Origin of the sequence: Henriciella pelagia (genome assembly GCF_002088945.1) — a bacterium.
Classification (GTDB): Bacteria; Pseudomonadota; Alphaproteobacteria; order Caulobacterales; family Hyphomonadaceae; genus Henriciella; species Henriciella pelagia.
The window spans coordinates 65232-89458 of the sequence record NZ_NCSU01000014.1 but is presented as its reverse complement, the minus strand read 5'-3'; the positions used below and the strand labels follow the sequence as shown (position 1 = coordinate 89458).

The following is a 24227-nucleotide window of genomic DNA, read 5'->3' as shown; positions in this document are numbered from 1 at the left end:
GCTCCTATGGCGTCAGGAACACAAACATCGCGACGAATACGGCAACAGTCCCGCCCATGATCTTGAGGCTCGTTGCCAGTCTGAATCTGAGTGAAAAGAACAGGATAAGCCCGGCGAGCGACATGGCGAGGATCAGGATTGACGTGACATCAATCAGGCGCTTCCAGAACACGCCCGCATCCTTGCCGCGATGAAGATCATGGATGATCGACGTCATATTGGCGCGGCTCGTTTCGACCTCGGCTGTCGCAGTTTCCAAGTCGATGAAGACGTCCGTCGAACCTTTGACGCCGGTAAAGCGGAGCAGACCTTCGACCTCATCGATATCGGCGTCCTGGAAATCCCCGACAATTGACGTTTGCGAGGCGATGAGATCCGACAGGGATTGGGCTGGCGCTTCGCTAGCCAAGGCCTGCTCCAGCGTTGCCGGATCGAGCTGTAATACGGTCGGCTCGAGGGCTTTGCGTTCGGGGGAGAACCATTGCGGATGGTTGAGCAGCAAACCCGATAGCGCAAAGAACATCAGCAAGACGAAGGCAGCTGCAGACAGGTAAGCATGCAGCATGCGACACTGCCGGTAAAATGCGCCCTTGTTGAAGCGTCGCCTGGTTGTTACCGCGTTTTTCTCTGGCGTCTTCAGCACGGTGACTACCTCTGTTCGACCGAGATAGTGACCGGACCAAGTTCATCGCCGGGATCGATAGTAAAGGATGAAATGCCAGCTTTGCCGGTCTGAAACTCCACGCTCTCATGTTGATGTCCGCCGTGTTCGCGGGAGGCTTCGATGTGGAAGACATAGTCGCCAGCGGGAACGCCATTCCCATCATGGTCCTTGCCGTCCCAGCTCAGGTCATAGTGTCCCGGCCGCCGGGTGGGGCCGCTTTCTGCGTCGACAAGGCTGCCTGCCTTTCGTCCGAAGCGACGGAACCAGTAATAATTTTCTTCCATCCAGCGGGCTTCGTCGCCGGCGAGCAGCAGAATGCGAACGAGGTTGCGTTTGTCGTCGGAGACCCAGGCCGCGATGTAGGGACGCTCATAGTCCGACACGTCTTTCTCGGGAATCTCGAACGTGACGCTCATGGAGACGTTCGATAGCGCCTCTTGTGGAGCTGGGCCTTCAGGTGTCTGAAGACTGTTCCATCCTGAAGATGGATGGGACCGTCCGTCCGATGCGGTGATGAGCGCTTCGATGCCGACTGTCTGCTCGACCCAGGCAAGGCCGTCGTTGAGAGATAGCACGCTGAGAAGGGTTGCAGTAGCGTCCGCTTCCATCGCGCTGGGTGCGTAGACCGAAACCGACCGGATATGGTCAACGGGCCAGCCATCGGCAGGTGATATGATGTGGCTATACTCCGCCTCGCCAATTTTTATGTTTCTCGGCCCCATGCCGCTCGTTGCGATGGCGCCAGTACCGAGACTGATCTTTTGCGGGGTCTGCTCGATGGCCACCTGCCACATGACACCTTGCGTATCCCGGTTCCAGGCGGCGATGTCTCCGCCGATATTGATCAGGATCGCGTCTGCTTCTGGCGATGCAAGCCGCGCTTTCTCCAGCGCGGCATCGATGATGTACCCCTTGGCGAGGGCATTGACGTTGAACGTCACCGGGTCACTGCGGCAGATCAATCCGGTGGCGGGCGTGATGGAGACATCGGCACGCCGGATCTCGCCGGCGAGTAATCTCAGTTCTACGCTGTCTGGCGGGCTTCCCAGTTTTTCAGCGGCATCCCATTCAGCCAGAAGGGCGCCAATCCGGCAGCTGAGCGCATTGCCTGAGCTTTCTCTCAGCGCTTCGCATCTGGAGAGTACCTCGATCAGCTCTGGCGCGACCTTCAGCTCGGACGCAGCATTGAGGCGCGAGATTTCGCTGTCGGCGTAATAAGTGCTCAGGATGCTTTCGAGGCGCGCGATTTCGGCCAGGGCGGCTGCCTTGGCTGCCTCAGCGCTTTGCTCGCTATCGGCCTTCACCGTGAGCTCGAATGAGGTGCCGAGGACGCGGTCCTGGTGATGTTTGAACGTTTCGCCATGCGCGTCAGGTGCGGCTGTCATGCCAATCGGGAAGAGGGCAACCGCAACGAACAGGGGCAGTTTCATATCCGGTCTCCTGACCTTCATTCGACCCGAATGGGGGCCGGTATGCAGTTAATCAATCAAGTGGACTTGTAAATGCAACTTATTCGCATTTACAAGAGGCGCTGTCTGCTGCTAGGAAATTTATCGAAATCTGGAAGGGCAAATTTGATGACTGGATCGTATTTGAAGGCAGCGTGCATGGCCGCCACACTAATGGTGGGCGCCAAGGCGCATGCGCACGTATCCTATTTGTTGCCAACGGTGTTCAACACCAGCGAGGGCAGCTATGTAACGCTCGTTTCGTCGTTCACCGACAATTTTCCGAACGCTGAAATCGCCGTTATTTCAAGGGATTATCACGTCGTGCGTCCCGATGGGACGCGCGGTGAGATCGATGCGGTGACGGAGTTCCGCCAACTCGTCCTGCTTGAGAGCTCGCTGGAGGAAGAAGGCACTTACCGCTTCACCACGGGCCTCCGTCTCGGCCGGGAGAGCAAGTATGCCGAAGTCGATGGCGAACTTGTTCCGCTGCACGTTGAAGACGGTGCAGTTGAGATCCCGGACAACGCAACGCGCGTGGTGACAGGGCAGACGGCGACGGTTTCGGACGTCTATGTCACCAAGGGCGCACCGACCTGGGCTGCTGTTGAACAGTCCTCAGGGCCGCTTGCGCTGACACCCAACCTGCACCCGAATGAGATTTATCTGGGCGATGCGCTGACCTTCGACGTGACGTTTGAAGGCCAGCCGCTTGCCGGTCAGGAAATGGAAATCACTCGTCAGGGCGGCGAATATGAAGACCCTAAATACGTTCAGCTTCCCAAGACCGATGCTGCGGGAAAGTTGCGCCTGGAGCTTGATGAGCCGGGCCTCTACCTGCTCATGACCCGCCACCGCGCTGATGCGCCAGAAGGCGCTGAAACCGACATCAGAAGCTACACAACCTCCATCACATTTGAAGTGCTGCGCTAGACCGGCGGCGCGACCAAGGGAAACACTCTCATGAAATATTCTGGACCATTCATCGCGCTCGGCACGGCCATTGTGCTCGCATCCTGCGCATCGCAGCAGTCGTCACTGGCTGCAGCCGACGCGGTCGCAAGTGCCGACGCTGACACCGCATCCTCGGCCGGCGAAAGTGAGCCGATCAGCCGGTCATCGCCGCACGGCAAAGACAGGTTCGTGAAGTCATATGACGCCAACGGCGACGGGCGTGTGACCTATGAAGAGTTCAGGGTGGAGCGCAAGTCGGGCTATGATTTGCGTGACGCAAACAGCGACGGCGAGGTTCACGAGGAAGAGTATGTGTCCGAGTATGATGTGCGCCTCAAAAAGGAATTGGATGAACGTTACAGGGGGCAGATCGACCAGGCGCATATCCGCTTCAACGTGCTGGATTCAGACGATGACGGAAACATGACGCTCGCCGAGTTCAACGCATCGGGCGAACGCATCTTCAGGACACTCGACACAAATGGCGATGGCGTCGTTGACGAGAGCGACGCAGAAACGCATTTCTAGAGAAAGCCGGTGGCCACGATGAGCAGAGCCGGAATTGCCTCCCACAGTCCGACGGCACGATGCCATGAAAACATGCGAGCGACCGGGTTTCCCCGACTGGATGGCGACAGGATACGCGTCCATTTCTGCTGAGAGGCTGGTCGGCGAGGCAGTTCTCTTCAACTGTGTGTGATGGGCAATCGCGCCGAAATACGGGTAAGCCGGTCAGGAGGCGCAGAGGTGAGGCACCTCCACCTGTCGGAAGCGCCGGCCGCATTTGGTGCGACGCTCATGAAAGGCGACTATCACCTGTTCGATCTCACTACATCGGCCGAAATTCGGACTGGCGTCGAAATCGACCTGTTCGTCAAGAATGCGACCGATGAATATGGCATCCTCAACGCGCCGTTCTCGTTTGCGGGTTCGGTGACGCGTCCGCGGACGATCGGTGCCAGCCTGCGCCTCGCGCTAGACTAGGCGCCAAATCCTGACAGGAAGGCGGCTACGTTTCGACCAAGATCGTCGACTGCAAAACCGCCTTCCATAACGATCAGTGCTTGGAAGGCCCCAGCCTGCAATCTGCGCCGCCATCTTTCTGAAGTTGTCGCGCACGAGTCTGAACTGAGAGATGGGACCGCCATCAAATGTGCCAGCTATCCGTGGACCAGATCAGGCAGCGCCGGTAAGCAGGGGGATGACAGTCACATTTCTTCTCGGAGGGGCGCGTTCGGGCAAAAGCCGCCGGGCACAGGTCCTTGCCGAACAGGCATCACCCAGCCGCGTTTTCATCGCGACAGCCGAGCCGCTGGATGATGAAATGGCGCGACGGATCGCCCGTCATCAGGCAGACCGCGCCGAAGGGTGGCGCACAGTGGAGGCACCGCTCGATCTCGCGCCGGCGCTCGGGGAGGCCAAGCCCGATGAGGCCATCGTCATCGATTGTCTTACGCTCTGGCTCTCCAATCTGATGCACCATGGCCGCGATGTAGAAGACGAGACTGCACGATTGTGCGCGGCGCTTCCGGCTGCGACCAAACCGGTGTTTCTTGTCTCGAACGAGCTCGGATTAGGTCTTGTGCCGGAGTCCCCCATCGGCAGGGCGTTTCGCGACGCGCAGGGCCGCCTCAATCAGGCCGTAGCGAGCGCCTGCGATGTGGTCGAGTTTGTTGCCGCAGGCCTGCCGCTTCGTCTCAAGGGGTGAGGCCGGCTGACAGTCGGGTTTCGGCCGCATCGGTTTCAGGAAGGCCGATGCGGACAAGTCTGTCGCTCCAGTCAAAGCGGCGCACATAGATCCCGTGGTGGGCGAGATGCTCCCAGAGCCGGGTAGCGTTTTCGGTTTCGACAAGTCGGAAGAGGTCCGTTCCGCCCACGACTTTCAGACCTGCCGCATGGAGAATTCGGTCCAGCCGCACTCTGGCGTCCGCTAGCCGACTGCGCATCTCGCGCTGCCACGCCTCGTCTCTGCAGGCCTGTTTGCCAATGTGAAGAGCTGGTCCGGATACAGGCCATACACCAAGCAGATGCTGCATCTCCGATCGCAGGGCTTCGGGCGCCAGCAGGGCGCCCAGTCGCACCCCTGCAAGGCCGTAAAACTTTCCAAATGAGCGCAGGACAATCAGCCCATCCTTGCCACCATGCGGCGCAAGGCTGAGAGATGGATCGAGATCGGCATAAGCCTCATCGACAATGAGCCAGCCGCCGCGGCGAGCAAGCCGTTCGGCCGTCCTCAACAAGCTATCGGGGGCAAAGCGTCTGCCGTCCGGATTGTTCGGATTGCAAACGACCACGGCATCGACCTGGTCGGCCAGGCCCAATGGGTCTTCGGTCTCGATGATGTCGCACCTTGCCCGTCGCCAGGCTTCGACATGATCGCCATACATAGGGGTCAGGATGGCAGCCCGGCGAGGGTTGATCACTTTCGGTAGCAGGCGGATCAGCAATTCACTGCCCGGCGCAAGAAGCAGGCTTTCCGCTGGCGCCCTGAGCGCTTTCGCCATCGCGCTCCGGCAGCTGTCATAGGCATCGCGAACGGGGAGGTGACGGTAAGCGGCATCTGGGATGTCCCTGAAAGGATAAGACCAGGGGTTTATGCCGGTTGAAAGGTCGATCCAGGGCTCGGGCGCTGAGGGGAAAGCCGCGCGCATCAGGTCCAGCGCACCGCCATGTTGGCCATCCTGCATCACATCGTGCCTCTGATCATGGCGAAGCCGCCTAGCAGGAGAGCGCCTGCGGCCATTGCCAGTACATACACCCTCAATGCCTTCCGGACATCGCTTGCGTCTGGGTCCTGTGCCTGGGGGTTGAGCCACGGTTCGTCAGTTCGATGACCCCCGTAAAGGCGTGGGCCGGATAGACGGACATTCAGGGCTCCGGCCATTGCCGCTTCCGGCCAACCTGCATTCGGCGACCGGTGCCGTCCTGCGTCCCGTATCATCACCTTGAGTGCCAGCATGCTTCCGCCAGCGAGGCTAATGAGTAGACCAGTGAGGCGGGCCGGAACGAGGTTGACAACGTCATCCAGCCGGGCTGCGAACCCGCCAAAGGCCGCGTACTGGTCATTTCGATGCCCGATCACGGAGTCCAGCGTGTTGATGGCCTTGTAAGCGACGAGGCCCGGCAGTCCGAAGAGCGCGCCCCAGAACAGCGGTGCCACGACGCCATCTGAAGCATTCTCGGCAAGGCTTTCAATAGATGCGCGCGCGACGCCGGCCTCGTCCAGCTGTTCTGGGTTGCGCCCGACTATCAGCGACACCGCCTTGCGGGCTGCCGGCAGGTCATTGGCAATCAGAGCCTGAGCGACGTTTGACACATGCTGGTACAGGCTACGAGAGGCGAGCAGGCTGGACGCGACGAGCGCTTCCACGGCAAAGCCTGCCCAGGTGTCGGGGAGGAGCCTGGACAGAAGCCATGCCAGTGTGGTCGCGACGACCACTGCCAGCAGCGCGGCAATCGCTCCAAAGCTGTACCGGACCCGATGTGGCGATGCAGGGTGGTTGAGAGCAGCATCAAGCCAACCGGTCAAAGCTCCAAACCAGACGACCGGGTGACGGATAAGCCGGTAGAGCCAGTCCGGCCAGCCAAACGCCGCTTCAATCGCCCAGGCGGCCAGCATGAGCGACGCGCTGGTCATCAGGCGTCTGGTTGCCAGCCGGGATGACGTGCTGAGGCCAGCAGCGACGTAAGGTCCACGGCGGCTTCGACGTCGTCTGCGAGTTTTTCGAGGGCGTCTTCAACGGCGCCACCATAATTCAAGTCGGTATTGGCCTCGCCGCCCGCCCGTTCGAGCCAGCCTCTGCGGAACAGATCAGTCGAGAACGCCCCATGCAGATAGGTGCCTTCGATCAGGCCATTTGCGCTTCGGGCGCCGTCACCGCCGCTGGAAAGCTGAAACATTGGGTTGCTGCAGTCACGCCCGGTGGTCCTGCCGGTATGGATTTCATAGCCGGAAACATCCGCGCCGCTCAGGCAGCAATGACCTGACACTGGCGCGACGAGCTTGCCAGCCGACATCCGCGTTTCAACGTCCAGCAGCCCGAGCCCCGTAGCCTCGCCGGGCTCGCCATCCATCCCGTCCGGATCAATGATCCGATTGCCGAGCATCTGATAGCCGCCGCAAATGCCGAGAACGCGTCCACCCGCGCGTGCATGAGCCATGATGTCATGATCCCAGCCCTGCTGGCGCAGGAAGGCCAGATCGCCGAGCGTAGATTTGGTGCCAAACAGGATGATCACATCGGCATCTCGCGGGATTGGCTGGCCGGGCCTGACCCATCCAAAATCAACGCCTGTTTCCTGGCGCAGCGGGTCGGCATCGTCGAAGTTCGCCATACGCGATAGCATCGGCGCGACAATACGGAGCCTGCCGCCAGCGGAGCGCTGTGGACGATCAAGCGTGACGGCGTCTTCTGCTGGCAGGTGAGCGGTCGCAGTCATCCATGGAATAACGCCGAAACACGGCCAGCCGGTTCGCGCCTCGACCGCCTTGACCCCGTCCTCGAACAAGGCCGGGTCGCCGCGAAACTTGTTGATGAGAAACCCCGTTATCATTGCGGCGTCAGCCGGGTCGAGAACGGCTTTTGTCCCGACCAGGCTCGCGATGACGCCGCCCTTGTCAATGTCACCGATCAGGCAGACGGGAACGTCAGCCCTGCGCGCGAACCCCATATTGGCAATGTCGCGCGCACGAAGATTGATTTCCGAGGGGCTGCCAGCACCTTCAATGATGACGAGGTCATGCGCCGCGGTCAGACGCTCGAAGCTCTCCATGACACGGTCCATCAGATCGCCGCGATGGGCCATGTAATGGGCAGCATCCATTGCGCCCACTGCCTTGCCATGAACGACCAGCTGCGCGCGCCTGTCGGTTTCCGGCTTCAGGAGGACCGGGTTGAAATCGGTATGAGGCTCAAGCCCGCATGCCATTGCCTGCAAGGCCTGCGCCCGCCCGATCTCGCCGCCGGACGGACAGGCCGCGGCATTGTTCGACATGTTCTGCGGCTTGAAGGGCGCAACGCTGAGGCCCTGCCGTCTGGCGATACGGCAAAAGGCTGCAGTCAGGATTGATTTGCCGACATCGGACCCAGTGCCCTGCAGCATCAAGGCCTTGGCGGTCATATGGCCCCTTCGATCTCGACCGAATTGCCTGAAACCTTCGCGCGCACGCCGTAAATGTCCGCCATCCGCTCTTCAGACAGCGTTTCTGCGGGTGGTCCGTCAGCGACGATTTGCGCATCCTTCATCCAGATCATCCGGTCCGCGTAGCGTGCTGCCAGCGCGATGTCATGCAGCACCACTAACGCCCCGCCACCCTCGTCGACGAACCCGCGTATCATATCCATGATCCGGAACTGGTGGCGCGGGTCGAGCGCAGCAACAGGTTCGTCAGCGATCAGCAGCGGAGCGCCTGCAGCAAAGGCACGCGCGCAATGAACGCGTGCGAGCTCACCACCCGACAGCGTATCAGCCTGACGGTCGACGAAAGAGCCGAGATCGCAGAGCTTAATCGCCCGCTCGACGGCATCCGCATCCTCGGCGCTTAACCGACCGGGAGCGGCTCCATACGCAAAGCGCCCCAGAGCGACTACGTCGCGAACAGTGTTGGGCCATGCGAGCGGTCTTTGCTGCGGTAGATAAGCGACCCGCCTCGCGCGCTGCATTGGCGAGAGCTTCTCGCTATCGGTACCATCGAGGAGCGCATCACCTGAGGCACGTTTCTCAAGGCCAAGCGAGGCGCGGAGCAGGCTGGTCTTGCCGGCGCCATTCGGACCGAGCAGCGCGACCAGTTCGCCCCGCGCAAGCCGAAAGCTGGCATCGCGGACAAGCGTCGCCTTGCCTGCTTCGACAGACAGATTGCGGGCGATAAGGTCAGCCATTGAGCGTGCGCCTCCTCATGGCAATCCAGACAAAGGCCGGCGCCCCGATCAGCGCGGCTACGACACCCAGTTTGAGTTCATTGGTTGTCGGCATCAACCGCACGCCAATATCTGCCATGACCAGTATGAGGCCCGCGAGAAGCGCAGACGGGATGAGCGACCGAGCCGGATCATGCTTTACGAATGGCCGGATGATGTGCGGTGCGACGATCCCGACAAAGCCGATTGCACCGGCGAGCCCGACCGAGCCGCCCGTCGCCAGCCCGGCTCCGAGCACAGTGAGGATGCGTTGGTTGCGCAGGTTGAGGCCGACACCGCTTGCGGCTTCCTCTCCCAGGGTGAGTGCGGAAAGTCCGCGCCGGGATACCAGCAGGATAATTGTTCCCGCCAGCAGGAACGGTGCCGCCAGTCCAAGCTCCTGAAAGCTGCGATTGGCAACAGATCCCAGCATCCAGTTGATCATGTCAGACAGGGAAAACGGGTTGGGCGCGAGGTTCATGAGCAGGCTCATTGCCGCGCCGGAGAAGCTCGACAGGCCGACACCGATCAGGATCAGCGTGACGACAGATCGGGTCCGTATGGCGGCGAGCGCAATGAGGGCTGTCGCGGCCAGCGCACCTGCAATCGCCGAGAGTGGCAGGATCCAGGGAGAGAGCGCCGCCAGTCCATAGTAGAGCGAGAATGTCGCCAAAAGGGAGGCGGATGCAGAAACGCCAAGCACGCCGGGCTCAGCCAGCGGGTTGCGTAGCAGGCCCTGGAGCGCTGCGCCGCTAATTCCCAGCGCAGCACCTGTCACAAAAGCGGCGATGGCCCGCGGCAGACGGATCTGCCAGACCACCAGCCGATCTCCGACATCCGCACCGCCGAGAAAAGCGGCAAGCACGCGATCAGCCGCCAGCGGAGTGGAGCCCAGAAGGCAGGCGGCAAAGATTGCGACGACCGACGCGGCGACAAGGCCAGGAACCAGGAAACGCTCGCTCACGATCCGCCTCCCTCTGCGAGCGCTTCAATGGCGTCCAGAATGAACCAGCCGCCGCAGGCCGTCCAGGCACCTTTCAGGGGGATAACGGGGACCTCATCCATATGTCGCTCCGCTACGGGGTGGTTCATCGCGCTCCAGGAGCCTGGATGATTTGTCTTCTGATCAAAGAAGGCGGCTGCGATAACATCCGGGCGCTCATAGGCGAGGCGTTCAAGCGGAATGGAGCGCCAGCCAGGCTGATCCTGGAAGTTTTCGAACCCGGCAGTAACCAGCATTTCGTGCACCATCGCGCCAGGGCCCGTTGTCACGCCTGTAGGGGTGAGATAGAGGGCCGTTTCGCCGCCTGTTCGCTTGTTGATGGCGGCGAGCCGGGCCCGGAAATCTGTCACGAGCGCGCGCCCGCGTTCACTTTGCCCGAGCCCGTCAGCCATATGCTGGATGAGGCTTGGTATGGAGCCGACTTCCTCGGTGTCGACGTTAGACGTCCATCCCACCGTCAGTACGGGTACGCCGGCGCGTTCAAAAAAGGCTTCGGCATTGGGACCACCGCCATAAGCGCGCACGACAAGGTCAGGTTTCAGGATGAGGACATCCTCAGCGACCGGGCGAACGGTTGGCACACCCTCGGCTGCCTCTCGCATATAGGAGAAGTCCTTCACCGCATCCGGCGAAATGGCCAGGATTTGTTCCCGGTCGGCGAACTTCAGGACATACTGGTCAGCGCAATAGTCGAGACTGACAATCCGCATCGGGCGGCCTGCTCCCTCGCCGTGTGGCGGCGGAGGCGCACCACAGGCGGCAAGTCCAAGTCCGATGAAAGAGAGGATCGCCAGTCTCGACATGAGCGGTTCCTAGTAGCGCAGCCGGATACCGACTGACCCTGACAGGCCCGGCGTACCGTAACCCAGGATCTGCTGGTAATCGTCATCGAACAGGTTCTCGACCCTGCCGTAGAGTTCCACGCTTTCATTGAGGGCGTAACGGCCTGTCAGATCGACACGGGTCCAGCCATCGAGCGTCGTTCCATTGGTGTTGGCCTCGTCGCCATTATAACGAATGAGGACTGCGCCAGAGAAAGGACCGTCCGGGGCAAACGACACAGTGACGTTACCTGATTGCTCCGGCAGACGGCTGAGTTCATTGCCGTTGCCATCTTCAGCATCGATGAAGGTGTAGTTGCCGTTCACGCTCAGCCAGTCCGTGAGGACGTAGCCGGCGAACACTTCGACGCCCTGGCTCTTGACCTCGGCAATATTGTCGTAGCCAGCGGTGAAGGAGAAATCGATCAGATTCTCGGTGTCCTGGTTGAAGTAGGTGATGCCAGCCTGCAGACCGCCATCGGCGGAGCGCCAGTCAACGCCAATATCGAACGCTTCGGAAGTTTCCGGCTTGAGGTTTGAATTCGGCTCGGTCAGGCCGCAGAACGTACAGATATAGGTCGACTGGAAGATGCTTGGCGCCTTGAAGCCCTGTGCCCAGCTTGAGCGGATGGTGACCTGGTCTGTCGGGTTCCATGCTGCCGCCACGCGAGCGGTCGTCTCGGAGCCAAACCGGCTGTCATCATCATTGCGAACGCCTGCCGTGAAGGTCAGGGAGTCGACCGGCTTCAGCTCATAGAGCGCGAACAGGCTGTCCGTGTCAGCATTCTCGCCATTGGCGGAAGTTTCCTCGCGCTCGGCACCGAAGGACACGGTGTTCAAGTCATTGATTTCGAATGTGCCTTGATACCGGAAGATCGAACGATCGCCTTCGGCGAAATAGCTCTGGGCGCCGTTTGTGAAATTCTCGCGCGCGATATCGGAATATCCAACCAAGAACAGATTGTCGAAGCGGTCGTCGAGCAGGGGCAGTTGAAGCGAAAGGTTGCCTGCAAGGGTTTCGTTCTGCGTGACCTGGTCGCCATCGGCGACATTGCCCTGAGCGCCGCCCGAATAGCTGTCATATTCAGACTCAGCGTCGTTATACAGCACGGTCGCTTCGAGGCGCGCCTTGCTCGGCAGGTTCAGGCCGCCCTTGGCCGACAGGGTTGTCGACTCATAGGCGTCGTCCTCCGTATTGCCGTTGTCTTCGTCGGCCTTCGAGATGCCGTCTGTCGAAATGCCTGAAGCAGAAAGCCGGAAATCACCGGTATCGTTCGCACCTTCTACGGATGCGCCGCCGCGAAGCGTGTTGAAGGAACCATATTCGGCAAACACGCTGCCAACGAGACCAGTTTCAGGCTCTTTGGTGGTGATGGAAACCACACCGCCAATCGCGTCGGACCCCCACAGCGTAGATTGCGGGCCTTTCAGGACTTCGATGCGCTCGACGCTGGCGGTATCCAGAAAAGCGAAATTGAAACTTCCGTCGGTGGTGGACGGGTCTCCCACGGGAACGCCATCGACAAGCACGAGCGTCTGGCCGGAGGATGCGCCGCGGATGCGGACACTGGCGGAACCACCAAATGCGCCGTTCTGGTTGATCGTTACGCCCGGCGCGGTTGCGACGGCGTCCAATGCGAAATCATAGTCCAGTTTCTCGAGGTCTTCCTCCGATATGATGCTGACACTCGAGCCGACTTCGGCAGCCGTCTGGTCAAGGCGTGAGCCTTCGACAATAACCGGGCCAAGCCGGTTCTCTTCCAATTCAGAAACTTGCGCGAAAACAGGCACAGAAATGCCTAGGGCTGCCGCGCTGAGCAGAGCCGTCTTATACGACATGGGTCTTCCCCTCATGGCACCCCGTCGCCCGTGAAGACAGGTGCAATTCATAACGACAATATCTGGCCCATGAGGAAAGACTCATGCGGGCGACCAGCCGGTTTCTCTGGGTGTCGTTACAAAAGGAGAGGCTATTGCCTTCCCGCCCGCTGAGAACTTTCCCCGGTCTCCGGACGAACGACGCGATGGCAGGTTTCCTGGCTCGCCGATCATCACCTCTGGCCGCCTTCCCAGAGCTTGCGCTCCAGTGGCATATTGGCCATCAGCTCCCGGCTTACAGTTGCGGGTACAGCACCGGATTTACACCGGCTTCCCTCTTAGCTCCCTGTTAGGGGAGCACCATCTGAGCGCTCTGATGTTGCAAGTGCGAAGGTTTGTCAATCGGTCTCTTTGGTCGACTGACCTTTGGGAAACCTTCAGAAATCAATGCCGCGCTGGGCTTTGATTCCGGCCTTGAATGGGTGCTTCACTTCCGTCATCTCGCTGACGAGATCGGCATAGTCACAGAGTTCCGGCCTGGCATCGCGGCCCGTCAGGATAACGCTGGTGCGGTCCGATCGCGCCTTCAGCCCGTCAATCACGGCCTGGATATCGAGATAGTCGTAGCGCAGCGCGATATTGATCTCGTCGAGGACAACAAGGTCATAGTCTCCACTCTGCATCATGCTGCAAGCTTTGGAAAAGGCCGACTCGGCGGCGGCGATGTCGCGCTCGCGGTCCTGCGTATCCCAGGTGAAGCCTTCCCCCATTGTATGCCAGTCGACCTGGTCCTTGAAGTTCATGAAGAACTGCTTCTCGCCGGTAATCCACTTGCCCTTGATGAACTGGACGATGCCAACCTTTTGTTTCCAGCCAAGCGCACGGATGATGACGCCAAAGGCGGAGCTGGACTTGCCCTTGCCATTGCCTGTGTGGACGAGAACCAGTCCGCGACCGGGATCACGCGCTTCGGAGGTCTTCTTCTTCTGCTCGGCCTGCAGGGCTTTCATCCTTTCGGAATGGGTCTGCTCGGTCGTCATGGGCCTTCCTTTCAGTCGGTGAGCGTCACGAACCCGCCAAAATCTATCTGTATCGCATGACTTTCGGCGGTCTCGTCGGCGGCAAGGGCTGCCTTGATGACGCCGGCATGCGTGACAATCAAGATGTCATCCGGGTGTCTTCGGTAATCGCTCAATACCTGCAGCGCACGGGCGCGCAGCATGGCGACGCTTTCACCGCCATGCGGGCGGGCATGCAGGAAGTCAGCCGCCCAGGCATCGATTTCAGGGCGGGGGATGCCGCTCCATGGACGGCCTTCCCATCGCCCGAAATCCATTTCTGTCAGCCTGGCATCTTGGGTCACACCGCAGCTTGTATGTTCGGCGATGAACTTGGCCAGACGCCGGCAACGCGACAAGGGGCTGGTTACGATACGGTCGAACGGCGGCAGGGTCGGCAACAGCGCGCTGGCCTCCTCGTCAAAGCTCGGGGCCAGAGCGAGATCACTGATGCCATAACAGGTGCCTGCAGGCACATCGAGACGCGTATGACGCAGCAGTGTCAGAGCCATATGAGCAGGCCGAGATAAAAGCCCGACTCGCTGACCTGCTGGACCGCGCCAAGCGCGTCGCCTGTATAGCCGCCAAGCTTCGGCTCGAACACCAGCCGCATGAGCACGTGACCGGTGATGAGCCCGCCCAGTCCGTAGAGCACGGCGGGGAGAGGCTGGAAGAGTGGCCAGAGAGCAACAATTAGCGCGCCTGTCAGGAGCGCGACAGCCACCCCGCCTGACGAGAGACCCGTCGCGACAGGCTTGCCGGTTCCTTCATCGCGGACATAGCGGCTGGTGACGATGACCATGACGGCTGACAGGCGTGAAAGGGCGTGGCCAGCCACGAGTGCAGCGACCACCAGCGAACCGGTCATCGACGTCAGTGCGCTGGCCTTCAGAAGCAGGATGATAGCGAGCGCAGCGGTGCCATAGGTGCCAATACGGCTGTCCTTCATGATGGTGAGTGCAGACTCTTTTGTCTGGCCGCCGCCAATCCCGTCAAATGTGTCAGCAAGGCCGTCTTCGTGAAACGCCCCGGTCAGAAGCAGCCCTGCGGCCAGTGCCATTACCACGCTGACAAATGCCGGCAGGCCGAGCGCGGCGACCCAGAACACCCCGGCGCAAATCCCACCTATCAGAGCCCCGACGAGCGGATAATAAGCGGGTGACCTCGCCATCCGCTCTGGTGTGTAACCCGGATCAAATGGCAGCGGAATGCGGGTCAGGAACTGAATGGCAAGGCCAAACTGGGCGAGAGCGTCCTTCATGCCGGACCACTGACACCGGCGCTGTCGAAGCTCGCCATATCCCGCAGCATCGCGGCTGCTGCCTGCACGAGAGGCCAGGCGAGCAGGGCGCCCGTGCCTTCGCCAAGCCGCATGTCGAGATCAAGTAGAGGGGTGGCGTTCAGAGCATCCAGAAGCCGCTTATGTCCTGCCTCTGCCGAGCGGTGCGCATAAACAAAGTTGCGCTCGCAGCCAGGAAAGATCTTTCGTGCGCAAAGCGCTGCTGCCGTGGCAATGAAGCCGTCCACGATGACAATTTTCCCGGACTCAGCCGCACCTGTCATTGCCCCAGCCATAGTGGCGATTTCAAAGCCGCCATATTCTGTCAGTGCCTCAACGGGCGTCAGCTGCGCGGGCGTGCGGCTGGCTGCAGATTCCAGTAGCGTGCGTTTGCGCCTGACACCGTCTGCCTCAAGTCCGGTTCCTCGCCCGACAAGTTCGTCGACAGGTTCGCCGAGGATCTTTGCCGCAATGAGACTTGCCGATGATGTGTTGCCGATGCCCATCTCGCCAAAACAGGCAGCGTGATGTCTGCCTTCCAGTCCAATCTGACGCCCGTTCGCCAACGCTGACGCACATTGGTGGGCGTTCATGGCGGGCCGTTCGATTGCGTTGGCCGTTCCTGCAGCGATGCGGCACGATCTCAGGGCTGCAGTCTCGATTGGATCGCCGGCCACGCCGCAATCAACAACCTGCACCTCCACGCCGAGCGTCTTCGAGAAAACATTTGCGGCAGCGCCGCCCGCCAGGAAATTCGCCACCATTTGCCGGGTCACATCCTGCGGGTAGGCCGATACCCCCGCCCTGGCCATGCCGTGATCGGCCGCAAAAATGGTCAGTTGGCAGCGCTCTGCAACGGGCTTCAGAGAATTCTGGATCATTGCCAGCTGCGCGGCCAATGTCTCAATGCGCCCGAGGGATCCAACCGGCTTAGTCTTGGAATCGATCGCCCGCTTGAGCGATGTCTGAAATTCTTCTGGCACCATATCCATGATGGCGCTCTATCGCTACGGGCGGGCCAGAGCCACAGGTTTTTTGGGCGGTCGAGCGAGAGAGGCGCGCATGTCGTGGTCAATGACATGGACGAAGTGCTCGCAAAGGGCGTTGCAGACCGGATCGATGAGCAGGGCAGTGAGGCGATTTCTGCATCGGTTGATCTGACATCGGAACACACGCAAAAAATCTACGCACCATCGGCCCGAACAGTCCGGAAGACGTCGGGACCTAGGCCACACCCAGGGCTTGCATGGCCTCAGCAACACGCACGAAACCTCCAACATTTGCGCCCAGGGCGTAATTGCCGGGGGTGCCGTACTCGGCTGCCAGCTCATCACACCTGTCATGAATGTCCACCATGATCGCCTCCAGGCGCTGGTTTGTTTTCTCGAAACTCCATCTGTCACGGCTGGCATTCTGCTGCATTTCAAGGGCCGAAGTTGCAACGCCGCCGGCATTGGCAGCCTTGCCGGGGGCGAACAGCGTGCCGGCGTTTCTGAAAATGCCGACAGCGTCCGGCGTACAAGGCATGTTGGCACCTTCTACAATCGCGACAACCCCGTTTTCCACCAGCCTTCGAGCATTGTGGAGATCAAGTTCATTCTGGGTTGCGCAAGGCAGCGCGCAGTCGCACGGCACATCCCAGATCGATCCGGCATCATTCGCCACAAATCGTGCTTGCCCTGATCTTAATTCGGCATAAGCACTCACGCGATCCTTGCGGTTCTCCTTGATATCCCAGATGAGGTCGACGTCGATGCCCTCAGGATCGTATACATATCCGGAACTGTCCGAACAGGCTGTGATCGTTGCGCCAAGTTCGACGGCTTTGCGCATGGCATGCAAGGCCACGTTTCCCGTCCCGGAAACCGAGATCCGCATGCCTTCAAGGCCCTGACCGTACTTCTGGAGCATTCGCTGCGCGAAATAGACCGCACCATACCCGGTGGCCTCGCTCCTGGCGAGAGACCCACCATAGCTCAGCCCCTTGCCGGTCAGGACGCCGGCTTCGTAGCGGTTGGTCAACCGCTTGAACTGGCCGAACATGTACCCGATCTCGCGTTGGCCGACGCCGACATCGCCAGCGGGGACATCCGTGTATTCTCCGATATGGCGCCAGAGCTCAGTCATGAAAGACTGACAGAAACGCATGATTTCGCCATCCGAACGTCCCTTGGGCTCAAAGTCCGAGCCCCCCTTGCCGCCCCCGATGGGCATGCCGGTAAGGGCGTTCTTGAATACCTGCTGGAAAGCAAGAAACTTCACGATCCCTATGTTCACCGACGGATGAAATCTCGTTCCTCCTTTGTAAGGACCGAGCGCTGAGTTGAACTGGACACGGAAGCCGCGATTGATGCGAACCTGCCCCTGATCGTCCACCCAGGGCACACGAAAAATAATCTGTCTTTCAGGTTCGCAGAGCCGTTCGATGAGGGCATCGTCTAGGTAGCGGGGATGCTTTGTCACAACCGGGCCGAGACTTTCAAGCACTTCCCGGACAGCCTGGTGAAACTCTCCTTCGCCGGGGTTGCGCTGCAAGACATCGTGAAGAGTCGGCTGAAGCTTTTCATCTAAATGGGGCAGGGGAGCCTCCTTAAGTATTCACCGGGGCGCGTCTTCGCGGAAGCGACCCAAGGTGTGGATGTTTTGGTCGATGTGAAGGATCGCCCAGCGTGAAAATGGCGGATTTCAGTCTCTATTGAAGCAACAAGTGAAGACAGCTCGTCTAAGCAGGCCGGGCGTCTTGCGTTTGGTCTTGTGCCTGCTCTTGGCTGACGCGATTCACGGTGAGTTTGTGACGTTCTCCGTGAGTGGAGGTCCAGTCGATAGACTGACCGGGCGCCAGGCCGAGAAGTGCCACACCAATTGGCGTCAGGATGGACACGTACCCTTTTGAGATATCTGCATCTTTCGGGAGTACGAGCGTGACGTTGCGTTCGTCGCCGGTATCCGTCGAATAGTGAAGTGTTGAACCGATACGAGCGGTATACGGTTTCAATTTTGCGTCGTCCACGATGCGAGCTCGGTCCAGCTCGCCCAGAAGTTCTTCAGCAACGGCTGGATTCCGTGCATGCAATGCTTCAGCGAGCGAAGACAGCCGGTCAAAATCGGTCTGGCACACTGTAATGGCGGGTTTACGGGAGCGTCTGTTGCTCATGACATTCTCACACACTTGATCGCAAGGGACGGCGCGATAGCCGTCGATGCTACGTTACGATTATTGGAGGTGTCGTTCTTTACGCAGCGACTGTATGACAGTTCAGCGCTCTTTTTTGCCCCTCGACCCGGGCACGACAAGCGCAAGCCGGGGGCTAACGTCCTGCGATCGGACAGACCCTGTGTATCGAAATGGAGAAGATACCAAACGTGCGCATGATGCTGTGATCAGTACGAGTGGACCAGGAAATGTCAAGCGGCTCTGCGTTGTATCAATTCGAACTGGTGTACACCGAGATTGGGTGCGGCCCCTTCCATTGCATCTTTTCGCTCTTGGTTCCGTCGAGGAGCGCTTCACCAGACAATCTGACCGGGCTTGGATTCGGGCCTCTCTATGTGGGCGTCCTGAGTAACCAGCTCGCTGCAAATGACGTTGATAGCCCGCTTGGAACCTCAATGCTGATCTTCGGCGTCCTTGCCGCCATAGGTGCTTCAGCCATGTACGGACTGGCCGCTTTTCTGCAGTGCCGCTCATGGCCGCCGCATTGATCAATGAACTTGTCCATGTTGCATTCGCCTTGTTCGCATTCAGTGCAGGCAATCGCGTCTGCGATGAGGGCGCCCGCTGCGTGACCCGAACCAGCATGAAACTGTCCCTGCCAGCGGTGCGGATCGAGGCGGGGTGTGTAGGTTCGGCTTCATCAGATGATGATGAGGAGCTGACCGAATGATTTCGCCTGAAAACTGCAAAGTCCGTGAATTTGCTCCCGGCTCACCCGAGCGCAAAAGCGTAGAGGCAGAGATTGAGCACCAGCGCCTCAATCCGCGCGATATCGATCCGGTGATCAATGGCAAGCGCATACAGATGGATCATCGCACTCGCATCTTCGAGCCGCATGCGCACGCCCGGACATTGGGGACATTCGGTTCAGCCGGCGCCCGGGAGGCCCAGCTGGCTGTCGACGCGGCGAACGCTGCGCGTCGCGAATGGGGCAACTTGCCCGCCAGTGCACGCCGAGCCGTCTTCATTCGTGCTGCCAACCTTCTCGAAGGTCCGTTCAATGATCGTTTGATGGCGGCAACCATGCTGGGGCAGAGCAAGACCTTCTATCAGGCAGAAATTGATGCCAGTGCCGAACTGGTCGACTTTCTCCGTCTGAATGTCGCTTTTTCTGAGCGCCTCGAAGAATGGCAGCCATCCTCGGAAGGGTCTGAGCGCAATCGGCTGGAGCTGCGCCCCCTGGACGGGTTCGTTTTCGCGGCATCTCCCTTCAATTTCACGGCGATCGCGGGAAATCTTTGTCTCGCGCCTGCTTTGATGGGGAATACTGTCGTCTGGAAGCCATCAGAACGCAGCATGCTGAGCGCTGCATTCATCATGGACCTGTTCGAGGCGGCCGGACTGCCACCGGGGGTTATCAACATGCTGCCCACCAGTGACCCGGCGGCGGTTGGCGACGTGGTTCTGGCCGATCGACATCTGGCGGGCGTCCATTTCACCGGTAGTACCGGCACGTTCGACCATATCTGGCGAACTGTCGGTAAAAATATCAGCGCATATGCGGCCTATCCGCGGCTTGTCGGGGAAACGGGCGGCAAGGATTTCATTTTTGCCCACGCAAGTGCTGACGTCGACGCTCTGGTGACGGCGCTCATTCGCGGTGCCTTCGATTACCAGGGGCAGAAGTGTTCCGCGGCGAGCCGGGCCTATATCCCTCGCAGCCTCTTCAAAGAGGTTTGTGAGCGGCTACACGCGGAAGTCAGCAAGATCCGATACGGCGATGTGACGGATGGGACCAACTTCATGGGGGCGGTTATTGATGAGCGTTCGTTCGATCAGTGTTCCAATTTTCTGGCGTACGCTGACAAAACGTCAGGACACAAACTGATTGCGGGAGCGGCGCCCGATCGTGGCGAAGGCTATTTCGTCCCCCCGACTGTCATCGCTTGCGAAAGTGCAACATCAAAACTCATGACCGACGAAATCTTCGGTCCAATCCTCGCCCTCTATGCCTATGAGGATGCTGACATCGAGCAGGCCCTTGAGATCGTCGATTCCTCGACGCCATACGCCTTGACCGGCGCCATTTTCGCCAGCGATCCTGCCGTGATCGACAGGCTGAGCAAACGTCTGCGCTTTGCGGCCGGGAACTTCTACATCAATGACAAGCCCACCGGCGCTGTTGTTGGACGCCAGCCCTTTGGCGGATCACGGCGTAGCGGCACGAACGACAAGGCGGGCAGCCCATACAACCTGATGCGTTGGGCCTCACCGCGCACAGTGAAGGAACAGTTCCTGCCACCTGTGTCACACCTCTATCGTCATATGGAAGGCTGAAGCCAGCGGGCGGCGTTGCCGTCAGCGGCCGTCGGACGCGTTCGACGGGCGACGAGCGGTTTTGTGGCAACCTATCGCGCGGTTTCGGGAAGGTAGGTTTCACGCAGGAGCTGGTGGCGGGAGGCGTTCGTCACAGCCTCGCCTGCGATGTACACGGCGACCGGCTGAGTTAGCGCCTCAAGCGGGTCGCCTGACCAGATTACGAGATCGGCAGACTTGCCCGCTTCTATTGCGCCATACCCGGCTTCGACGCCCCAAATGCGTGCGGGATTTCTCGTCATCGCATCAAGCGCTGCCTGCCTGTCCAGTCCGTATGCGGTTGCAATCCCCGCGCCCACCCGCATGGCGTTTCCTGCATTATGGCTGACGAAAATGCTGTCTGCGCAAAAAGCGATGGAGACCCCGGCTTCATGCAGCAGGGCAGCATTGTCCGCACGCACCCCGATGGTGTCGTAGCTGGAAGGAAGATGGTTATGCGGAACCAGAACCACCGGTATGTCTGCCGCTGCAAGTTCGGGCGCCAGCCGCCAGGCTTCTTCGCCGCCTATCAGGATGATCCTTATCCCGTATTTCTCACGAATTGCGATTGCCTGAGCGATATCCGACTCGCGAGAGGCCGTGATGATGAGCGGCACTGTCCCGGCAAGCACCTCTGTGACTGGGGCTTCTGCGTCTCCATCGCTCAACGCATCGTGCAGGGCCGTCCAGCCGGCGGCGCGTGAGCCACCCGTCATTTCGCCAGAGCGGAAGACCAGGCCCGCATGCGACTTGTGGAGAATGCTGCCATCGGTGCGAAGATGCAGGATCGCGCCAAGTCCGGTGAACTTCCCATTGCCCCCATCGGGCAGGGTAACGGCCCAGCCAAGGCCTTCCTGACGTGCGATGTCCACCAGGATGGAGTTCTCGTTCAACCCGTACTGAACATCGAACGCGGCCCCCAGATCATGCTCGTCACCGCTGGAGTCCCGCGTTTCGTTGACGGAGAACAATTCTATCAAGCCGAGCTGCGTCATTGAATTCATGAGCGCCGGTGTGACGAAGTTTCCTGCGGCATCAACACGTCGAGTACTGTCCTGTGCCGTCAGATCGGGGCTGACGTCTGTGATCCGGCCATCCGTGACGGATATCTTGACCAACTCAGAGTCATCGTCAGCATAGGCCAGCCGCGCATTCTCGATGATGAGGTCCTGCGCGGTCGCTTGCACAGCGAAGAGCGGCGCGATCCAGAAAATGGCCAGTCCGGCAATAGCGCGAAAAATCATGGTGCAGGGTCCATCACTGGCTGGCCGGTCATGAAATCGCCGCGCGGCTGTCTGTCCGGGTCACTTCGGTCATAGATCAGGGCGCCGTCGACGAATACGAGGTCGGCCCGGCTGGTTACACTGAACGGATCGCCAGACCACAAGACCAGGTCGGCATTCTTGCCAATTGTGATTGATCCGGTCTCGTCTTCGATGCCCAGCAGTCTTGCGGGTTCGCTCGTTATCCAGGCCAGCGCTGTTGGCAACGATATGTCCACGCCCGCATTGCGGCCCGCCGCAACTGCCTTGGCGACTTCGATGTTCAGGCGCCCCCCAAGGGCAGGGACGTCAGAGTGCATGACCACGCAGGCGTCGCTGGCATGGAGAAAGGCTGCGTTTTCGGGAATGCCGTCGAACGCTTCCAGCTTCCAGCCCCACCAGTCGCTCCAGACGGCGCTGCAGACCTTCTCATCGGCCAGGCGTTCTGGAATCTTGTAGGCTTCGACAGCATGATGGAATGCGGCGATCTCGAAGCCGAACTCGTTCGCCATATCCATCATGACGGACATGTCATCAGCCCTGTAGCAATGTGAGTGGACCTTTACCTCGCCACGCAGTGCGGCCGCCAGCACGTCGAGCCCAAAGTCTTGCGGCGCATTGGGATCGTTGGCATAGTCTTGCGCGTCCTGCCAGGCCTGACGCTGCAAAGCGACGACGCCCATTCGGCTGTATGGCGCGCGGCTCTCGATACTGTAGGCTTTCGGGTTTTCGCCACAGGCCATCTTGAGACCGTAGGGGGCACCAGGATATTTCATGCTCTGAGCCGTCAGGCCCGGCACATTCTTCATGGTTACACCAAGACCGCCGATAGCGTTGCGCGATCCGGGCAAGACCTGAAAGGTCGTGACACCACCGGACAAGGCGTAGAACAGGGCCGGGTCCTGCGGGTTAAACGCAGTCTCGATCCGAACCCCCGGGGTAATCGGATTGCTTGCTTCATTCACATCCCAATGGTCTGGCGTTCCGACGGCATATGGCAGGGACGCGGTCCCGTAATGAGTGTGGACATCAATGATGCCGGGGGTCAGCGTGCGACCGGTGCCATCGATGATTTCAGCATCTTCTGGCGCGGAGATGTCGGCGCCAAATTCGGCGATCTTCCCATCTGATATGAGGAGATTTGCTGCGGCGATCTCTCCGCCCAGACCGTCCAGAAGGGTGACATTCTGAATGATGTAAGGTGGTGACGGACGCGGCTCATACGTGCTTTCAAATGCGTCCAGAGTGGGAGCTGGCCGGGTTTCACCGCAACCGGCTATCGCTGTTGCAAATACTGCGATCGCAGAGCTTGAGAGCACGTTCAGCTTCAAGACGTCACCTTGCCTTGCTTTCTGAGGCTGGAGCGTGCCTGCCACAGCAACACGCCGTAAACCGATAACACCAATAGTGCAGCCCCTGTGAGGAAGAAGACAATTTTTCCGAAAATTCCAAATGGTTGTCCCATATGCAGGGCGAAGAACGAACTGAAAAGCGTCGCCTTGGCGCCTGCGTTCACCTGGTCAACATTTCCAAGAACGCTGCCATCCACGGCGTCGACCCAGAGCTTGGTGTTCCCGTAAACTTCACGCACCTCTCCTGGCTGGCGGAGGCGGATGGTGTAGTATGGCGTATCCGTCGACGGCAGGGTGACAATTGAAAGCGTTGCGTCGGGATACTCTGCCCATGCAATCTCCATCGCCTCGACGAGAGATACCTCGATGGTTTCGGCTGGCGCTCGTTCAGTGACGGCTGCTGGCGCGGCCCATGGGTCGCCGAACGTTTCCTTCATGTCGCCAAGCCACATGTTCGCAACTCCGGTTCCGACGACATAAATTCCCGGCAGGACAAATACCAGGCCAAGCATCCGGTGAAGCTGCAGCCGACGAAAGACCAGCGGACGACCGGCATCCAGTTTGAAGAACGCGCCCCAACGCTTTCTCTGAGGCCAGATAAGGTAAAGTCCAATGATCATGTTTGTGAGCAACAGAATGCCCGATACGCCGAGCAGAATGTATCCCCAGCCACTGATCCAAAGCGTTTCGTGAAGCTCGGACACCCGGTTCAGGAAATCATACTTCATGCGCCTGTCCGCGAGGATTGTTCCATCGCCGTCAATCCGAATGGCGCGGCTGCCGAGCGTATCGGAATCCTCATGGTAGGCGTAGATATCAAACCGGCTGGACTTGGCGTGCGTCGTGAACACAAGCTGCGGCTCCCAGTCCGGATTGTTCGCATGGTGCTCTTCAATCGTTTGAGACACAGCAGAAAGATCCAGCGGCACCTTTCCGCCGCCGAAGCGCTGGTCGTTGATTTCAGGAGCGAAGACGAGGATTACGCCGGATAAGATCTGGATCGACCAGATCGCAACCAGAACGAGGCTCACATATTTGTGGAGCGTGAAGAGCGTCTTTTTCAGGCCTCCGGCCATGCATGCCTCTTTCGGATTTTTTGCTTTGAGATCCTGTTTATGCGAGCGAGCCGTTCGCAGCTTTCTCGGTCGGGCGTTTTTTGCCC

The 24227-nt window shown here is 59.7% G+C and carries 24 protein-coding genes and 1 riboswitch; of the genes, 6 read left to right on the top strand and 18 right to left on the bottom strand.

Translation table 11 applies throughout. The features are described from left to right. Positions 1-4 precede the first annotated feature (4 nt). Both B8746_RS14440 and B8746_RS14435 read right to left on the bottom strand, forming a co-directional pair. Positions 5-643, bottom strand: a complete 639-nt coding sequence (locus B8746_RS14440) for a PepSY-associated TM helix domain-containing protein (protein WP_084394413.1) — start codon at positions 641-643, stop codon at positions 5-7. Between the two features lie 5 nt (positions 644-648). After that, positions 649-2094: a DUF2271 domain-containing protein gene (locus tag B8746_RS14435; protein WP_158084646.1), complete on the bottom strand. Its 1446-nt coding sequence runs from the start codon at positions 2092-2094 to the stop codon at positions 649-651. Positions 2095-2271: 177 nt separating this feature from the next. On the opposite strand from B8746_RS14435, the gene B8746_RS14430 reads away from it, so the two are divergent. The 4 genes from B8746_RS14430 (at position 2272) to cobU (ending at position 4774) form a co-directional block, all read left to right on the top strand. Beyond that, positions 2272-3045 (top strand): DUF4198 domain-containing protein, encoded by a 774-nt coding sequence (locus B8746_RS14430; protein WP_158084645.1) that lies wholly within the window; start codon positions 2272-2274, stop codon positions 3043-3045. Positions 3046-3075: 30 nt separating this feature from the next. After that, positions 3076-3594 (top strand): EF-hand domain-containing protein, encoded by a 519-nt coding sequence (locus B8746_RS14425; RefSeq protein ID WP_084394410.1) that lies wholly within the window; start codon positions 3076-3078, stop codon positions 3592-3594. Between the two features lie 219 nt (positions 3595-3813). Then, positions 3814-4050, top strand: a complete 237-nt coding sequence (locus B8746_RS14420) for a TonB-dependent receptor (protein ID WP_084394409.1) — start codon at positions 3814-3816, stop codon at positions 4048-4050. Between the two features lie 217 nt (positions 4051-4267). Next, positions 4268-4774 (top strand): bifunctional adenosylcobinamide kinase/adenosylcobinamide-phosphate guanylyltransferase, encoded by a 507-nt coding sequence (cobU, locus tag B8746_RS14415; RefSeq protein WP_084394408.1) that lies wholly within the window; start codon positions 4268-4270, stop codon positions 4772-4774. Here cobU and cobD read toward each other — a convergent pair. The 13 genes from cobD to rnk form a co-directional block, all read right to left on the bottom strand. After that, complete coding sequence (gene cobD / locus B8746_RS14410; RefSeq protein WP_084394407.1) at positions 4764-5753, bottom strand: threonine-phosphate decarboxylase CobD; 990 nt, start codon at positions 5751-5753, stop codon at positions 4764-4766. The two genes, cobU and cobD, sit on opposite strands and share 11 nt — an antisense overlap. Further along, the gene (cbiB, locus tag B8746_RS14405) at positions 5753-6703 is read right to left on the bottom strand and encodes an adenosylcobinamide-phosphate synthase CbiB (RefSeq protein WP_084394406.1); all 951 of its coding nucleotides are present in this window, start codon (positions 6701-6703) and stop codon (positions 5753-5755) included. Before cbiB ends, cobD begins: the two co-directional genes overlap by 1 nt. Then, positions 6703-8187 (bottom strand): cobyric acid synthase, encoded by a 1485-nt coding sequence (locus B8746_RS14400; protein WP_084394405.1) that lies wholly within the window; start codon positions 8185-8187, stop codon positions 6703-6705. Before B8746_RS14400 ends, cbiB begins: the two co-directional genes overlap by 1 nt. After that, the gene (locus B8746_RS14395) at positions 8184-8945 is read right to left on the bottom strand and encodes an ABC transporter ATP-binding protein (RefSeq protein WP_084394404.1); all 762 of its coding nucleotides are present in this window, start codon (positions 8943-8945) and stop codon (positions 8184-8186) included. The genes B8746_RS14400 and B8746_RS14395 overlap by 4 nt, the downstream gene beginning before the upstream one ends. Next, positions 8938-9927: a FecCD family ABC transporter permease gene (locus B8746_RS14390; RefSeq protein ID WP_084394403.1), complete on the bottom strand. Its 990-nt coding sequence runs from the start codon at positions 9925-9927 to the stop codon at positions 8938-8940. Before B8746_RS14390 ends, B8746_RS14395 begins: the two co-directional genes overlap by 8 nt. Then, positions 9924-10769 carry an ABC transporter substrate-binding protein gene (locus B8746_RS14385; protein WP_084394402.1) on the bottom strand — a complete coding sequence of 282 codons (846 nt, stop codon included), beginning with the start codon at positions 10767-10769 and terminating at the stop codon, positions 9924-9926. The genes B8746_RS14390 and B8746_RS14385 overlap by 4 nt, the downstream gene beginning before the upstream one ends. Before the next feature lie 9 nt (positions 10770-10778). Next, complete coding sequence (locus tag B8746_RS14380; RefSeq protein ID WP_084394401.1) at positions 10779-12626, bottom strand: TonB-dependent receptor plug domain-containing protein; 1848 nt, start codon at positions 12624-12626, stop codon at positions 10779-10781. Positions 12627-12796: 170 nt separating this feature from the next. Beyond that, a riboswitch (cobalamin riboswitch) is annotated at positions 12797-12985 on the bottom strand. Between the two features lie 57 nt (positions 12986-13042). After that, positions 13043-13645, bottom strand: coding sequence for a cob(I)yrinic acid a,c-diamide adenosyltransferase (gene cobO / locus B8746_RS14375; protein WP_084394400.1), 603 nt, complete (start codon positions 13643-13645; stop codon positions 13043-13045). A gap of 11 nt (positions 13646-13656) precedes the next feature. After that, complete coding sequence (gene cobC, locus B8746_RS14370) at positions 13657-14175, bottom strand: alpha-ribazole phosphatase (RefSeq protein WP_084394399.1); 519 nt, start codon at positions 14173-14175, stop codon at positions 13657-13659. Continuing rightward, positions 14166-14924, bottom strand: a complete 759-nt coding sequence (cobS, locus tag B8746_RS14365) for an adenosylcobinamide-GDP ribazoletransferase (RefSeq protein ID WP_084394398.1) — start codon at positions 14922-14924, stop codon at positions 14166-14168. Before cobS ends, cobC begins: the two co-directional genes overlap by 10 nt. After that, positions 14921-15928, bottom strand: coding sequence for a nicotinate-nucleotide--dimethylbenzimidazole phosphoribosyltransferase (gene cobT, locus B8746_RS14360; RefSeq protein WP_084394444.1), 1008 nt, complete (start codon positions 15926-15928; stop codon positions 14921-14923). Before cobT ends, cobS begins: the two co-directional genes overlap by 4 nt. Positions 15929-16166: 238 nt before the next feature. Next, the gene (gdhA, locus tag B8746_RS14355; protein ID WP_084394397.1) at positions 16167-17522 is read right to left on the bottom strand and encodes an NADP-specific glutamate dehydrogenase; all 1356 of its coding nucleotides are present in this window, start codon (positions 17520-17522) and stop codon (positions 16167-16169) included. A gap of 142 nt (positions 17523-17664) precedes the next feature. Continuing rightward, positions 17665-18096 carry a nucleoside diphosphate kinase regulator gene (gene rnk / locus B8746_RS14350; RefSeq protein WP_084394396.1) on the bottom strand — a complete coding sequence of 144 codons (432 nt, stop codon included), beginning with the start codon at positions 18094-18096 and terminating at the stop codon, positions 17665-17667. 532 nt (positions 18097-18628) lie between these two features. On the opposite strand from rnk, the gene B8746_RS14340 reads away from it, so the two are divergent. Continuing rightward, the gene (locus B8746_RS14340) at positions 18629-18826 is read left to right on the top strand and encodes a hypothetical protein (RefSeq protein WP_084394394.1); all 198 of its coding nucleotides are present in this window, start codon (positions 18629-18631) and stop codon (positions 18824-18826) included. Continuing rightward, positions 18823-20433, top strand: a complete 1611-nt coding sequence (gene pruA / locus B8746_RS14335; protein WP_084394393.1) for an L-glutamate gamma-semialdehyde dehydrogenase — start codon at positions 18823-18825, stop codon at positions 20431-20433. The genes B8746_RS14340 and pruA overlap by 4 nt, the downstream gene beginning before the upstream one ends. Before the next feature lie 71 nt (positions 20434-20504). On the opposite strand, the gene B8746_RS14330 is transcribed toward pruA, so the two are convergent. The 3 genes from B8746_RS14330 to B8746_RS14320 are packed head-to-tail and all read right to left on the bottom strand — an operon-like array spanning position 20505 to position 24141. Then, positions 20505-21695 carry an amidohydrolase family protein gene (locus B8746_RS14330; protein ID WP_084394392.1) on the bottom strand — a complete coding sequence of 397 codons (1191 nt, stop codon included), beginning with the start codon at positions 21693-21695 and terminating at the stop codon, positions 20505-20507. Then, positions 21692-23044 (bottom strand): amidohydrolase, encoded by a 1353-nt coding sequence (locus tag B8746_RS14325; RefSeq protein ID WP_084394391.1) that lies wholly within the window; start codon positions 23042-23044, stop codon positions 21692-21694. Before B8746_RS14325 ends, B8746_RS14330 begins: the two co-directional genes overlap by 4 nt. After that, positions 23041-24141 (bottom strand): PepSY-associated TM helix domain-containing protein, encoded by a 1101-nt coding sequence (locus B8746_RS14320; RefSeq protein ID WP_084394390.1) that lies wholly within the window; start codon positions 24139-24141, stop codon positions 23041-23043. The genes B8746_RS14325 and B8746_RS14320 overlap by 4 nt, the downstream gene beginning before the upstream one ends. Positions 24142-24227: the final 86 nt, after the last annotated feature.